Here is a 14,018-nt window from a genome sequence, read left to right as displayed (position 1 = left end):
TGGAGGCGTGGTGGACGACGGGCAGGCTCGCGAGCGTTTGGTGCTCGGAGCGCACTGGGGCTTCGTAGCGTTCTTCGCGGGCATCGCCGGATACCACCTCGTCACGCTCGTCATGAGCTTCCTGATGTCAGGCCGCTTCGGCGGCTACGACCCGCTCGAACTGCGTGACGTCGGCCCGCTGCTGATCCTGGCGTTCCTGCCGACCCTCGTCCTCGGTCTCGGCCCGGCGGTCGGCTCACGCGTTTGGGGGCAGGGGCTCCGCACGGACTTCGGGCTCAAACCCACCTGGCGCGACGTCCGGATCGGGCTCGCCTGCGGGGCCGCCGCGCTCGCCGCCGGCTACCTCCTCAACCTGCTCCTGCTCGCCGTCTACGGGACCGACAGCGACGACAGGACCTTCTCCGACGTTTCTCCCGGCCCGATCACCGAACTGTCGGGCACCACCGACGGGGACACGATCTGGCTGGTGCTGGCCGCGGTCATCGTCGTCTTCGCCGCCCCGGTCACCGAAGAACTGCTCTTCCGCGGCACGCTGTGGAACGCCATGGGCTTCCATCGCCTGCCCTCGTGGGTGATCCTGCTGGTCACCGCGCTGGTGTTCGCCCAGTTGCACGGGGAGGCCGCGCGCACGATCGCGTTGTTCGGCCAGGGCATCGCCATCGGTCTCGCCCGTTATCTCTCCGGCCGGGTGAGCGCGTCCGTCATCGCGCACGCGGCCAACAACCTCCCACCGGCTGTATTGCTCTTCGCGGCGAGGTGATCGCCGGTCCAGGCGGTTAGAGTCTTTGAGTAACCGAACGATCACCGGAGGACCGGCGTGACCGTATCTCAGCCCAGGGAGCCGATCCCCGAGGCCGCGCCGGACGAGCTGACGGAAGAAGTCACTACCGGAGGTGAGGTGGCCGCGCCCGACACGCCACCGCCGCATCGCTGGGGATTCGGGGCCTTCCTCCTGGTGGAAGCCGTCCTGCTGGCGTCGGCGGCGTTCATCAGCGTCCTGCTCGGCGACGTCCAGCCCGGTCAGCCCCTGCCGATGCGCATGGTGCTGCTCGGCACGATGGTGCCGACGATGATCGCCGCCGGGGTCGCGCTGCTGATCACCCGCCTGCGTGGCAACGGCCCGGTCATCGACCTGCGGATCGGCTGGAGCTGGGCCGACGTCAAGGTCGGCCTCAAGCTCGGGGTGCTCGGGCTCGGGTTCACCTCGCTCGCCGCGTGGGCCTGGACGCAGGTCGTGGGCAACGAGAACGCGACGTCGGCGATCAGCGCGCTCGTGGAGGACCGGCGGATGTCGGTCTCGGCGGCCGTGGTCATGTTCATCTACCTGTGGCTGGTCGGGCCGATCTGCGAGGAGATCATCTACCGCGGCCTCCTGTGGGGCGCGGTGGAACGGCTCACCTGGCGCACCGAACGCTGGGGGAGGATCGCGGCCTTCCTGGTCTCCACGGCCGTTTTCGCGGCGAGCCACCTCGAACCGCTGCGCACCACGTTGCTGCTGGTGATCGCGATCCCGATCGGGCTGGCCAGGGTGTTCACCGGACGGCTGCTCGGCAGCGTGGTCGCCCACCAGGTGAACAACTTCCTCCCGGCCGTGACCATCCTGCTCGCCTCGCTCGGGATAGCCGCGTTCTGACAGTCAGCCGGCGTCTGGCAGAATGTACGCTTGCCTGCTTTGGCCGGACCCTCTCACCGCGCCCGAGCTCACCCTTCGGGTGTGCGCAGCCGTGTCCCCACTCGGCTGGCGTGCGCCTTCCACATGCATCAGAGAGAACTGAGGAGTACCCACACCCGTGGCCGTCAAGATCAAGCTGCAGCGTCTCGGCAAGATCCGTGCGCCGTACTACCGCATCATCGTCGCCGACGCGCGCACCCGCCGTGATGGCAAGGCCATCGAGACGATCGGCAAGTACCACCCCAAGGAAGAGCCGAGCTTCATCGAGGTCGACACCGAGCGGGCTCAGCACTGGCTGTCCGTCGGTGCCCAGCCGACCGAGCCGGTCCAGCGCATCCTCGAGATCACCGGTGACTGGCAGAAGTTCAAGGGCCTGCCGGGCGCCGAGGGCACCCTGAAGGTCGCCGAGCCGAAGCCGTCGAAGCAGGACCTGTTCAACGCCGCGCTCGCCGCCGCCGGTGACTCGGCCTCCGCCGAGGCCACCACGCCGAAGAAGAAGTCCGCCCCGAAGAAGGCCGAAGCCGACAAGGCCGAGGCCGCCGAGGGTGACAAGGCCGAGGCGTGAGCTTCCTCGCTGACTCCCTCGAGCACCTGGTGCGCGGGATCGTCGACAACCCGGACGAGGTCCGGGTCGAGCTGCTGACCACCCGCCGTGGCCGCACGCTCGAGGTGCACGTGCACCCCGACGATCTCGGCAAGGTGATCGGCCGGGGCGGTCGTACCGCGACCGCCCTGCGCACCGTCATGGGCGGCATCGGTGGCCGCGGCGTCCGCGTGGACGTCGTCGACACCGATCGCTGACCAAGGACACAACGGGATGGACGTCGTAGTAGGCCGGATCGCCAAGGCGCACGGAATCCGCGGGGAACTCGCGGTGGACGTGCGCACGGACTCGCCGGAACAGCGGTTCGCGGTCGGTTCGGCCGTCACGACGAAGCTGCGTGACGGCAGCAGCAGAAACCTCACCATCGCAGCCGCCCGCGAACACAGCGGGCGGCTGCTGGTGCGTTTCGAAGAGGTGCTGACCAGGGACGTCGCGGAGACCCTCCGCGGCGCGCTGCTGATCGCGGACACCTCGACGCTGCCGCCGACCGAAGACCCCGACGAGTTCTACGACCACGAACTCGAAGGCCTCCGGGCCGAACTCGCCGACGGCACGGTCCTCGGCAAGGTGCTCGAAATCGTGCATTCGCCCGCCGGCGAATTGCTGTCGATCGAGCACGACGGACGCGAGGTGCTGGTGCCGTTCGTGAAGGCGATCGTCCCGGCCGTCGACGTCCCGGGTGGCCGCGTCGTCCTCGACCCGCCGGAAGGCCTGCTGGACGCCTGATGCGCCTCGACGTAGTCACGATCTTCCCCGAATACCTCGACCCGCTCCGCGCCGCGCTGCTCGGGCGCGCGATCGACCGCGGCCTCATCGAGGTCGGCGTGCACGACCTGCGGGACTGGACGCACGACGTCCACCGCGCCGTCGACGACGCGCCGTACGGCGGCGGGCCCGGCATGGTGATGAAGCCGCAGATCTGGGGCCCCGCCCTGGACGACGTCTGCGGAGAGAACACCCGCCTCGTGGTCCCGACCCCCGCCGGACGGCCGTTCACCCAGGCCATGGCCCATCAGTACGCCGCCGAGGAACACCTGGTGTTCGCGTGCGGCCGCTACGAGGGCATCGACCAGCGGGTGATCGACGACGCCGCGAAGCGGATGCCCGTCGACGAGGTCTCCATCGGCGACTACGTGCTGGTCGGCGGCGAGGCCGCGGTACTGGTGATGGTCGAGGCCGTCGTCCGGCTGCTGCCCGGAGTCCTCGGCAACGCGCGCTCCGCCGAAGAGGACTCGTTCTCCGACGGCCTGCTCGAAGGCCCCAGCTACACCCGGCCGGAGGTCTGGCGCGACCTGGCCGTGCCGGACGTCCTGCGCTCGGGAAACCACGCGCTGATCGACCGCTGGCGCCGCGACCAGGCACTGGAACGCACCGTGAGGCGCAGGCCCGAACTGATCGGGCAACTGCCGGAAGGTAGTCTCGACAAGCACGATCTCGGCGTCCTCGAGCGGTTGCACGAGGACACCGGCCAGGCCGGGTCGAACGCCTGAGACCTGGTCTGCAATACTTGACAGGTTGGCGTGAGCGGACGCGCGAAACTTGAAGCCCTGCGTAGCCGGGTATCAAGGCCGCGAAGTTCGCCGGAACGCCATCAGCCCCCGGGTAGGTCGCAGTGCCCGACACTGCGCGCCCAAGCTGCACGTAAGCCATACGAAGACGAGGACGGACCACCGATGAACACCCTGGACGCGCTGGACGCGCAGTCACTGCGTTCCGACATCCCGGACTTCCGACCGGGCGACACGCTCAAGGTTCACGTCCGCGTCATCGAGGGCAACCGCGAGCGCAACCAGATCTTCCAGGGCGTCGTGCTGCGTCGCCAGGGCGGCGGCATCCGCGAGACCTTCACGGTCCGCAAGGTGTCGTTCGGCATCGGCGTGGAGCGCACCTTCCCGGTGCACTCGCCGAACATCGCCGAGGTCGAGGTCTTCAAGCGCGGTGACGTCCGCCGGGCGAAGCTGTACTACCTCCGCGAGCTGCGCGGCAAGGCCGCCAAGATCAAGGAACGCCGCGAAAACCGCGAGACGACCTCCGCCAAGTAGGTAGCCGCACGGTTACAGGTAACCTGGCGTCGTGGTCGAACCCGTGTCCCAGAACACCTCCGAAGACGAGCCCGATCGCCCCGACGAGGAGCGCCCTACCAGGGCCTCCCGACGGGGCCGATCCGGATCCAAGAAATTCGGCAAGGTCAACAAGAAGCGGTCGTTCTGGAAGGAACTGCCGATCCTGATAGTCGTCGCACTCGTGCTGACGATCTTGATCCAGCAGTTCCTCGCCAAGGTCTACATGATCCCCTCGGGATCGATGGAGACCACGCTGCACGGCTGCGCGGGATGCACGGGCGACCGGATCCTGGTCGACCGGATCACGTACGACTTCACCGATCCCGGCCCCGGCGACGTAGTGGTCTTCAAGGGACCGCCCGCCTGGGTCGGCGAGATCGACACGCCGGAGTCCAGCAACATCTTCGTCACCGGATTCCGCACGCTGGGTTCCCTGATCGGGTTCGCGCCGCCGGACGAGCGTGACTTCGTCAAGCGGATCATCGCGACCGCCGGGCAGACGGTGCAGTGCTGCGATCCCCAGAACCGGGTGATCGTGGACGGCAAGGCGCTCGACGAGCCGTACATCCACTGGGAACCGGGTTCCAACGTGGACGAGAGCGGCAAGCCCGTCCAGGACACGTTCGCTCCGGTCAAGGTGCCCGCCGGCTATGTCTGGGTGATGGGCGACAACCGCAACAACTCGAGCGACTCACGGCGCCAGGGCGGCGGCGGGGTCAACGGCGCGATCCCGGTCGAGAACATCATCGGGAAGGCGCGGATCATCGTGCTCCCGCCCGGCCGCTGGGGTGGCGTTTCGGACCACAACCCGCAGGCGAACGCCCAGCCGCTGGCGCTCAGTGCGCCCGCCTGGCAGCAGGGGCTTCCCCTCGGCGTCGGCATCGCCTCGGCGTGGCCCGTGCTCTTCCTCGGCAGGCGGATGACGGCCGGAGTGCGCAAGGCGGTCGACCGGAGGCGGTAAGGCCTTGAGATTTCCTGTACCGCTCACACCGGCCGAGCCGCTTCGGCCGCCGCGGGCAGTGGTGCGTGGCGACCTCTTCTGGGGGTTGCAGGGTGCGCTGGACCGGCGGGGCCTCGGGCCCGTCGCCGGAGTCGACGAGGCAGGGCGCGGTGCTTGCGCCGGCCCGCTCGTCGTGGCCGCCTGCGTCCTGCGTCCGGGTGACGCCGCCCGCCTGCCCGAGCTCACCGACTCGAAGGTGCTCACGGCCAAGGCCCGCGACCGGGTGTACGACCGGGTCGTCCAGCGTGCCGTCGACTACTCGGTCATCGTCGTCCCGGCGGCCGAGATCGACCTGTTCGGCATCCACGTCATGAACCTCGAAGGCATGCGGCGCGCCGTCTCGGCGCTGCGGACCACGCCCGGCTACGTCCTGACCGACGGATTCCGCGTGTCCGGGCTGCCTGCCCCGAGCATCCCGGTGCTCAAAGGGGACAAGGCCGTCGCCTGTGTGGCGGCGGCGTCCGTGCTGGCCAAGGTCACCCGGGACCGGATCATGGGCGACCTGCACGACGTCCACCCGCATTACGGTTTCGACGTGCACAAGGGGTACAGCACCACCGACCACAGCGCGGCTCTGAACACTCACGGTCCGAGCCCGGTCCATCGCTGGTCGTACACGAACGTGGCCACCGCGGCCGCCGCGCACCGCGCGCTGCCGCCTCACCCGGTGGTGCTGACCGTCGCGGCGCTGGAAAACCCGAGCGTGCCGATACGTGCCCTCGGCCCTTACGTGGGTAACAATGAACGCTCCGCCGCTGGAACAGCAGCAAAATCGCGAGGAGGGGCGCGGATTTCATGAGCGCAGAGGATCTCGAGAAGTACGAGACCGAGATGGAGCTCTCGCTTTACCGCGAGTATCGCGACATAGTCGGCCAATTCTCGTACGTGGTGGAGACCGAGCGGCGGTTCTATCTGGCCAACGCCGTCGACGTGCAGGTGCGCGACGGTGGCGGTGAGGTGTACTTCGAGGTCCGCATGTCCGACGCGTGGGTCTGGGACATGTACCGGCCGGCGCGGTTCGTCAAGCACGTCCGGGTCATCACGTTCAAGGACGTCAACGTCGAAGAACTCGACAAACCGGACCTCCGGCTGCCGGAAGACGGGCCGTTCTCCGGCTGATCTTCGCAACGTTCGTGAAGGCCCCCTTCGTCTCCTGAAGGGGGCCTTCCCCGTATCTCCGGCGCGCTTAGCACACCCCACCGACGATTCCGGCCGGTGAGCTTCCGCGACGGCCGAACCATCCACAACACCCCGGTTGTCCACAGGCGGCGAAATCGGGTCTGTCCGCCGCCCCCTCACCCTGGCAGCGTTGATCGCACACGCACCGTGACGATCGCTGAGGGGGATCGAGATGACGAGCACGGCCGATCAGCCGTCCGCCGGAGCACCACATATCGAGCTGGGCAAATGGGGCGAGGAACTCGCGGTCCGGCATCTGGAGAAGACGGGCTATGTCGTCCTGAGCCGCAATTGGCGGTGCCGTGACGGCGAACTGGATCTCATCGCGACCGACACCAAACGCCTCGTCTTCTGCGAGGTGAAGACAAGGAGCGGGGTGGGTTTCGGCACGCCCGCCGAGGCGGTGACCCCGGACAAGGCGGACCGCATCCGCCGTCTCGCATACCAGTGGCAGCGCCAGTTCATGCTCCGCTGGTGCCCGGTTCGCTACGACATCATCGCGATCGTCGCCCGGCCCGACGCCAAGCCCAAGGTGCGGCATATCAAGGCGGCGTTCTGAATGGCACTGGCGAGGGCCTGGTCCGTCGCGTTGCTGGGCGTCGAAGGCAGGATGATCGAGATCGAGGCCGACATCGGCGGCGGCTCGCCGAAGGTGACGATGGTCGGACTGCCCGACACGGGGCTGAAAGAGGCCAAGGACAGGGTCCGCTCCGCCGTCCGCAATTCGGGGCGGACCTGGCCGGACGAGCGGGTGATCCTGGGCCTGTCACCGGCGAATCTGCCGAAGGTGGGGTCCGGTTACGACCTGGGGATCGCGGCGGCGGTCATGGCCGCGACCGGATCGGTTCCCGCCACGAAACTGCTGAACACCGTGCTGCTCGGCGAACTCGCCCTGGACGGCCGGGTGCGGGCGGTCCGCGGGGTCCTGCCGGGCCTGCTGGCGGCGCGCAACGCCGGGTACCGGACGGCCGTCGTCCCCGCCGAGTCGCTGTTCGAAGCCGCTCTCGTGGACGGCTTGGAGGTCGGCGGGGTGGCACGGCTGACGGAATTCGTGGACTGGCTCAAGAGCGAAGGGGAACTCGCCCGTCCCGAGCCGTCCGTCGTCCAGGAGCCGCCGCGGGTGCCCGACCTCGCCGACGTCGTGGGACAGCCGGAAGCGCGGTGGGCACTGGAGGTGGCCGCGGCGGGCGGGCATCACCTGCTCATGACCGGGCCTCCCGGGGTAGGCAAAACGATGCTTGCCAAGCGTTTGCCCGGCCTCCTTCCGCGACTGACCTCCGAAGAGTCGTTGCAGGTGACAGCGGTGCATTCGATCGACGGTTCGCTTTCGCAGTCCGCGCCGCTCGTCACCGTGCCGCCGTTCGTCGCGCCGCATCACTCGATCAGCGTGCCCGCCCTGATCGGTGGGGGAAGCGGCCTCGCCGTGCCCGGCGCGATCAGCCGGGCGCACCGGGGAATCCTGTTCCTCGACGAGGTGTGCGAATTCGGCCCGGAGCGGCTGGAGTCGCTGCGCACGGTGCTCGAAGAGGGCGAAGTGCGGATCGCGAGGGTCAAGGGCGCGGTGCGGTACCCGGCACGTTTTCAACTGGTGCTGGCGACGAATCCCTGCCCTTGCGCTCCGGCGAAGGACGCCGACTGCACGTGCTCCTCGACCGTGCGGAGGCGCTACTTGAGCCGGCTCTCCGGGCCATTACTCGATCGGGTGGATTTGCGGGTCCGGCTGCGCCCGCTTTCCGCGCTCAGCGCGCACCTGAGCGAGCCGCCCGAAGCGTCGGCGGCCGTCCGCGAGCGAGTGCTGGAGGCACGCGAACGAGCCGGAAAGCGCTGGGCGGAGCAAGGCTGGCTCACGAACGCGGAGGTGCCCGGCCCGGCCCTGCGCCGTGAGTTCGCGCTGCCGCCGCAGGTCACGGCGTTGCTGGACCGAGCGTTGGAGCGGGGCGCGATCACCGCGCGCGGCGCCGACCGCTGCCTTCGCATCGCTTGGACGCTCGCCGATCTGAAGGGCGCAGACAAGCCGGATGCGGACGAGGTCGCGGCTGCCCTGAACTTCCGAGAGAGGTCATCCGGATGAGTGAACTCGACGCCGAACGCGTCGCCCGGTCGTATCTCCTGCGCGTGGCCGAGCCGCCGGCACCCGCCTTGGCCGATTTCGTCGGTGAACTCGGTCCCGTCGTCGCCGCGGAACGAGTGCGAAGCGCCGAGTGCCCGCCGAAGGTGCGCGACGAGACCGCCGCGCGGCGAGCACACGACTACGCCGAGCGGGATCTGGAGCGGGCTGAGGCAGGCGAGGCCCGTCTCGTCATCCCGGAGGACGACGAATGGCCGGCCTGGCCGTTGCTTTCGCTGGCCGTGGCCCACAGCAGGGGCGTTTCCGGCGTGGCACCACCGCTGGCGCTGTGGGTACGCGGCCCCGCGAAGCTCGACGAGGCCGTGGACCAGGCGATCGCGATCGTCGGTGCCCGCGCGGCGACCGGGTACGGCGAACACAACGCGGCCGAGGCGGGCTACCACCTCGCGAGCCGGGGGATCCCGGTGTTCTCGGGGGCGGCGTTCGGCATCGACGGCGCGGCCCACCGCGGCGCGTTAAGCGCGGATGGAACGACAGTCGCCTTGCTCGGCTGCGGTGTCGACGTCGGTTATCCGGCCCAGCACGCGACCTTGTTGCGCTCCATCGGGAAGACCGGCGCGGTGGTCAGCGAGTACCCGCCGGGCACCACCCCCGCGAGGCATCGCTTCCTGGTCCGGAACAGGCTCATCGCGGCGCTCACGGAAGGGACCGTCGTGGTCGAGGCAGGCAGGCGCAGCGGCGCGCGGAACACCGCGACGACGGCCGGAGCGCTCGGCAAGGTCGTGATGGCCATGCCGGGGCCGGTGTCTTCCGGGATGTCCGCCGGCTGTCACGCGCTGATCCGTGAAGGCGAGGCCACGCTGGTGACCTCGGTCGACGAGATCCTCGAGACTGCGGGACGGTTCGGCGCGGCGGGAGCGGATCCGTCGAAACCGCGCCGCCCCACCGATCGGCTCGGTCCTGAGGCGCTGCGAGTGCACGACGCGCTGTCCGATCGGTCGGCGAGGCCCGTGGAACGGATCGCCGCCGAGTCCGGCATCCCCGTCGAACGTGTCCGTTCCCTGCTTCCGGCACTCGAACTCGACGGCTTCGCGGAAAGGGGTGACACAGGGTGGCGAAGACGGGCCGCCAAGACCTGACTGGCCTACCCATGAGACGCCATCCCGGCACGATCCGACCACGGACACCGCAACAGGGTGCGGCGATACTTGACCATCCGCCGTACATCGCGCAGCGTGATCGGCATGCCGTCGACCGAAGGTCCCCACGGCACGGGGAAACGCGCCCGCAGACCCGATCTGCGCGCCGCCCGTGCCGCGCTGCCGGAGCCTGTCCGGAAGCTGATCGACGACTTCGAGCGGCACCTCTCCCTCGAACGCGGGCTGTCCGCGCACACGGTGCGTGCCTACCTCGGTGACGTGGTGTCGCTGCTGGGGTTCGTGGACGGGAACGGTGCCCGGTTCTCCGATCTCGACATCGGGACACTGCGCGGTTGGCTCGCCCGGCAACGCGAGGAGGGCGCAAGCCGGACGACGTTGGCGAGGCGAGCGGCGGCGGCCCGCACCTTCACCGCGTGGGCTCACCGAGGCGGGGCACTCGCGACTGACCCGGGCGGGCGGCTGGTGGCGCCGCGCGCGCACCGCAAGCTTCCCGGAGTCCTCCGCGCGGAGCAGGCCAGTGACGTCATGCGCTTCTCAGCCGCCGGTGCCGAACAGCGCGACCCGGTGGCTTTGCGGGACAGTGCCATCGTGGAACTGCTCTACGCGACCGGTGTGCGGGTCTCGGAACTGTGCGGGCTGGATGTGGGTGACGTCGACTTCTCCCGCCGGGTCGTGCTCGTGCTGGGCAAGGGCGGCAAGGAGCGCGTCGTGCCGTTCGGCGTCCCCGCCGAAGCGGCCTTGCGGGCGTGGCTGGACGAGGGCAGGGGAAAGCTCGCCGTCGAAACGAAGGGACCGGGGGAAGCGGCGCTCTTCCTCGGAGCACGGGGAGGCAGGCTCGATCCGCGGACGGCCCGCCGGGTCGTCCACGACGCCGTCGGTTCGGTGCCGGGCGCGAGCGACATGGGGCCGCACGGTCTGAGGCATTCCGCGGCCACGCATCTGCTCGAAGGCGGCGCTGATCTTCGGAGCGTTCAGGAACTGCTTGGTCACGCTACGCTGGCTACAACGCAGCTCTACACTCATGTGACCGTCGATCGGCTGAAGGCGATCCACGACCGCGCGCACCCCCGGGCCCGATGATGCCGGGGAGGACTCGGCAGGTGACCCGGCGGCCCGAACCGGCGGCGCACGCGCATCCGCACGAGCACGGAGACCACGCTGAGTCGCATGCTGAGAACGGCGGCCCGATGACCGCCGACCCACATGTCACCGAAGCCGCCGGGAAACACCGCCCCGGCGGGGACGGTCCTGCCGTCGCGCCCGCAGCGCGGACCGGCTACGAAGTGGACGCCGGGATCCAGGCGCTGTGGCGTGAGTTCACCGAGTCCCCGGACCAGGTCGTGCGCGACCGGCTCGTGCTGCACTACGCCCCGCTCGTCAAGTACGTCGCCGGCCGGGTGGGCACCGGGCTGCCGACCCACGTCGACGTCGGCGACCTGATCCAGTCCGGGATCTTCGGCCTGGTCGACGCGATCGAGAAGTTCGAACCCGCCAGGGGCCTGCGGTTCGAGACCTACGCCATGCAGCGCATCCGGGGCGCGATCCTCGACGACCTCCGCTCCCAGGACTGGGTCCCCCGAGCGGTGCGCAGCAAGGCTCGCGAAGCCGAACGCGCCTTGGAACGTCTCGGCGCCAGGCTGAACCGCACTCCCACCGACGCCGAACTCGCGGCCGAGCTCGAAATCAGTGTCGACGATCTGCGCGAGTTCTACGGCCAGATGCAGCTGACCAGCGTCATCGCCTTGGAAGACCTGGTCGCCGCGGGCAAGGACAGCGGCTCACTGGTCGACACCCTGCCCGACGACGGCGCCGTCGACCCGGTGGCCGTCCTGGTCGACCAGGACAACCGCCGTCAGCTCGCGCAGGCGATCGCCCAGCTCACCGAACGCGACCGGATCGTGGTCGGGCTCTACTACTTCGAAAGCCTGACGCTCGCCGAGATCGGCAAGGTCCTCGGCGTCACCGAGTCGCGGGTCAGCCAGCTGCACACCCGCGCTGTCATGCGGTTGCGGGCCAAGCTGGTCGAGCAGGCCTAGCCGTCGTCCTGATCCGCGAGGACCTGTCGGGTCGCCTCCGGTTGGCTGTGAAAACCCGAGGCCTGCGTCGGAACCTTGATGCGCTACCGGAGCCCCTGCCCCTGCGTGTCCAGTCGGACGACACCTGTGTCTGGATGGACGACACGTGTCTCCAGCCGGATCACCCGGTGCGGAGTCCGTCCCGGCGTGTCTGCTCCCCAGCCACGCGAATCGCGCCATTGGGCGAAACTGGGCCGGGGCCACGAAGCAGGGCCACAAGACCCAGCCGGGCGACCCAGCGGGCCACGGGTACCCGCCGTTCCCGGAACGCTCACTCAGTCTCCTTCCCAGGGTTTGAGGCGAATCTCGGACGGCTCGCCGATCACCGTGAGCGGGTCGACGTACTCCTCGCCCCGCCGGACACCGAAATGCAGGCACGCCGGCTCCGGGCAGCCCGGGTGGCCGGCCGCGAGCGTGCCGAGCACCTGGCCTCGGTAGACCTGATCACCCGCGGTGACCGTCGGGGCGAGCGGTTGGTAGGTGGTGCGCAGGCCTCCGTCGTGATCGATCGACACCACTCCGCGGCCGGCGACCTGGCCGGCGAACATCACCACTCCCTCGGCAGCCGCGAGCACGTTCGCACCCGGTGGCGCGGCGAGGTCGACGCCCCGGTGGCCGGGGCCGTACGGCGTCGAGGGCGGCTCGAAGTACCTGGTGACGCTGGGTGTCGGCGAGAGGGGCCAGGAGAGGCGCCCCTGCGCAGAGGGCGCCCCTCTCGCCGTCCCAGGCGTCGTCGCGGACGTGAGGATCGCGAGCACGGTCGCGAGGATCGCGAGGCGGGGAAGGCGCCGGGCGGGCCCTGGGCGGCGGTGCCTGCCGCCGGTGCGGTCGATCGCGAAGGAATGCCTGGTGACGAGGCGGGAAGAAGTCGTGGATGTCATGTGTTCGAGGTTGGGGTACCGGCGTGGCGTGCGGGGCGCGCCGGTGGAATCTGTGGATAACCGAGGCGGTTGTGGACAACCCCTCTCATCAGGGGCTGCCGGTGCGGTACCCGGTGGCGACAGGGAGTAGACTCTTTTGCGCGGTCCGCGGCAGCGGACTGACTTCGCGTGCACGTGCGCGCTCCCGATGGCCGATCTCCTCACGGAGGGTCAGGACAGCCGGGGGCACACGGCCCGGCGGTCCCTGGGGTACTTCGCTCCCGGGTCCGGGCCCGAGCATCGGCACCAGGGCGATCGGCCACCCGGCCGAGAGCGACGAACCGAGCAAGCGCGTTCCGGCGGAGCCGGGCGCGCACGACACAGAAGAGGTTGATTCCGGCAATGGCCGTCGTCACCATGAAGCAGCTGCTCGACAGCGGCGTGCACTTCGGGCACCAGACCCGTCGGTGGAACCCGAAGATGAAGCGCTACATCTTCACCGAGCGCAACGGCATCTACATCATCGACCTGCAGCAGACGCTGACCTACATCGACCGTGCGTACGAGTTCATCAAGGAAACCGTCGCGCACGGCGGCACCATCATGTTCGTCGGCACGAAGAAGCAGGCTCAGGAAGCGATCGCCGCCGAGGCTTCGCGTGTGGGCATGCCCTACGTGAACCAGCGCTGGCTCGGTGGCATGCTCACCAACTTCCAGACGGTGCACAAGCGTCTTCTCCGCCTGAAGGAGCTCGAGTCGCAGGAGCAGACCGGCGGCTTCGCCGGCCTGACCAAGCGCGAAATCCTCACGCTCACCCGTGAGAAGGACAAGCTCGAGAAGACCCTCGGCGGTATCCGCGACATGGCCAAGGTGCCGAGCATCGTGTGGATCGTCGACACGAAGAAGGAGCACATCGCCGTCGGCGAGGCTCGCAAGCTGAACATCCCGGTCGTCGCGATCCTGGACACCAACTGCGACCCGGACGAGGTCGACTACCCGATTCCGGGTAACGACGACGCCATCCGTTCGGCCGCGCTGCTGACCAAGGTCGTGGCCGAGGCCGCCGCCGCCGGTCTGATGGCCCGCTCCAGCCGCAACGGTTCCTCCGCCGACGCCAAGCCCGAGGCCGGCGTCGCCACGGACGAGCCGCTGGCCGAGTGGGAGAAGGAGCTGCTCGCCGGCTCCGAGACCGCCGCCGCGGACGCCAAGGAAGCCGCCGCCGCGACCGAGGCCCCCACCGAGGCTCCGGCCGAGCAGGCCACCGCCTCCTCCTGATGCACCCAGACCGTGGGGCCGCCTCCGGGCGGCCCCACGGGTGACTTCCCCAAAGACTTTTC

The 14,018-nt window shown here is 69.4% G+C and carries 17 protein-coding genes; 16 read left to right on the top strand and 1 reads right to left on the bottom strand.

Annotation, left to right across the window (positions count from 1 at the left end; all coding sequences use genetic code 11):
• Positions 1-10: 10 nt before the first annotated feature.
• The 15 genes from DMH01_RS00735 to DMH01_RS00665 all read left to right on the top strand — a co-directional run bounded on the left by DMH01_RS00735 (position 11) and on the right by DMH01_RS00665 (position 11,782).
• A complete protein-coding gene (locus DMH01_RS00735; RefSeq protein ID WP_125674268.1) occupies positions 11-760 on the top strand; it encodes a CPBP family intramembrane glutamic endopeptidase in 750 nt (249 codons plus the stop codon).
• Between the two features lie 57 nt (positions 761-817).
• The gene (locus DMH01_RS00730) at positions 818-1,633 is read left to right on the top strand and encodes a CPBP family intramembrane glutamic endopeptidase (RefSeq protein WP_125673193.1); all 816 of its coding nucleotides are present in this window, start codon (positions 818-820) and stop codon (positions 1,631-1,633) included.
• Positions 1,634-1,790: 157 nt separating this feature from the next.
• Entirely contained in the window at positions 1,791-2,237 is a 447-nt protein-coding gene (gene rpsP / locus DMH01_RS00725) for a 30S ribosomal protein S16 (protein ID WP_005154724.1), read from the top strand.
• A complete protein-coding gene (locus tag DMH01_RS00720) occupies positions 2,234-2,473 on the top strand; it encodes an RNA-binding protein (protein WP_003103110.1) in 240 nt (79 codons plus the stop codon). The genes rpsP and DMH01_RS00720 overlap by 4 nt, the downstream gene beginning before the upstream one ends.
• 16 nt (positions 2,474-2,489) lie before the next feature.
• On the top strand, positions 2,490-3,002 hold the full coding sequence (rimM, locus tag DMH01_RS00715) for a ribosome maturation factor RimM (RefSeq protein WP_125673192.1): 513 nt from the start codon (positions 2,490-2,492) through the stop codon (positions 3,000-3,002).
• Positions 3,002-3,766 (top strand): tRNA (guanosine(37)-N1)-methyltransferase TrmD, encoded by a 765-nt coding sequence (gene trmD, locus DMH01_RS00710; RefSeq protein WP_125673191.1) that lies wholly within the window; start codon positions 3,002-3,004, stop codon positions 3,764-3,766. The genes rimM and trmD overlap by 1 nt, the downstream gene beginning before the upstream one ends.
• A gap of 183 nt (positions 3,767-3,949) precedes the next feature.
• Positions 3,950-4,318 (top strand): 50S ribosomal protein L19, encoded by a 369-nt coding sequence (rplS, locus tag DMH01_RS00705; protein WP_005154717.1) that lies wholly within the window; start codon positions 3,950-3,952, stop codon positions 4,316-4,318.
• Positions 4,319-4,349: 31 nt separating this feature from the next.
• Positions 4,350-5,300, top strand: a complete 951-nt coding sequence (gene lepB, locus DMH01_RS00700) for a signal peptidase I (protein ID WP_125673190.1) — start codon at positions 4,350-4,352, stop codon at positions 5,298-5,300.
• A 58-nt stretch (positions 5,301-5,358) separates the two neighbouring features.
• Positions 5,359-6,138, top strand: coding sequence for a ribonuclease HII (locus DMH01_RS00695; RefSeq protein ID WP_125674267.1), 780 nt, complete (start codon positions 5,359-5,361; stop codon positions 6,136-6,138).
• Positions 6,135-6,458, top strand: a complete 324-nt coding sequence (locus DMH01_RS00690) for a DUF2469 domain-containing protein (RefSeq protein WP_003096226.1) — start codon at positions 6,135-6,137, stop codon at positions 6,456-6,458. Before DMH01_RS00695 ends, DMH01_RS00690 begins: the two co-directional genes overlap by 4 nt.
• Positions 6,459-6,690: 232 nt before the next feature.
• Positions 6,691-7,077, top strand: a complete 387-nt coding sequence (locus DMH01_RS00685) for a YraN family protein (protein ID WP_125673189.1) — start codon at positions 6,691-6,693, stop codon at positions 7,075-7,077.
• On the top strand, positions 7,078-8,589 hold the full coding sequence (locus DMH01_RS00680) for a YifB family Mg chelatase-like AAA ATPase (protein WP_125673188.1): 1,512 nt from the start codon (positions 7,078-7,080) through the stop codon (positions 8,587-8,589). It begins immediately after the preceding gene.
• Positions 8,586-9,725, top strand: coding sequence for a DNA-processing protein DprA (gene dprA, locus DMH01_RS00675; protein ID WP_125673187.1), 1,140 nt, complete (start codon positions 8,586-8,588; stop codon positions 9,723-9,725). The genes DMH01_RS00680 and dprA overlap by 4 nt, the downstream gene beginning before the upstream one ends.
• A 105-nt stretch (positions 9,726-9,830) precedes the next feature.
• Positions 9,831-10,826 (top strand): tyrosine recombinase XerC, encoded by a 996-nt coding sequence (locus DMH01_RS00670; RefSeq protein ID WP_125673186.1) that lies wholly within the window; start codon positions 9,831-9,833, stop codon positions 10,824-10,826.
• A 20-nt stretch (positions 10,827-10,846) separates the two neighbouring features.
• Complete coding sequence (locus DMH01_RS00665; RefSeq protein ID WP_199745322.1) at positions 10,847-11,782, top strand: FliA/WhiG family RNA polymerase sigma factor; 936 nt, start codon at positions 10,847-10,849, stop codon at positions 11,780-11,782.
• Positions 11,783-12,096: 314 nt separating this feature from the next.
• Here DMH01_RS00665 and DMH01_RS00660 read toward each other — a convergent pair whose 3' ends face one another.
• Complete coding sequence (locus DMH01_RS00660) at positions 12,097-12,702, bottom strand: murein hydrolase activator EnvC (protein ID WP_125673184.1); 606 nt, start codon at positions 12,700-12,702, stop codon at positions 12,097-12,099.
• A 381-nt stretch (positions 12,703-13,083) separates the two neighbouring features.
• On the opposite strand from DMH01_RS00660, the gene rpsB reads away from it, so the two are divergent.
• The gene (gene rpsB / locus DMH01_RS00655; protein WP_125673183.1) at positions 13,084-13,956 is read left to right on the top strand and encodes a 30S ribosomal protein S2; all 873 of its coding nucleotides are present in this window, start codon (positions 13,084-13,086) and stop codon (positions 13,954-13,956) included.
• Positions 13,957-14,018 lie beyond the last annotated feature (62 nt).

Source organism: Amycolatopsis sp. WAC 04182, from assembly GCF_003947465.1.
Classification (GTDB): domain Bacteria; phylum Actinomycetota; class Actinomycetes; order Mycobacteriales; family Pseudonocardiaceae; genus Amycolatopsis.
This window is presented reverse-complemented; position numbering and strand designations above follow the sequence as displayed.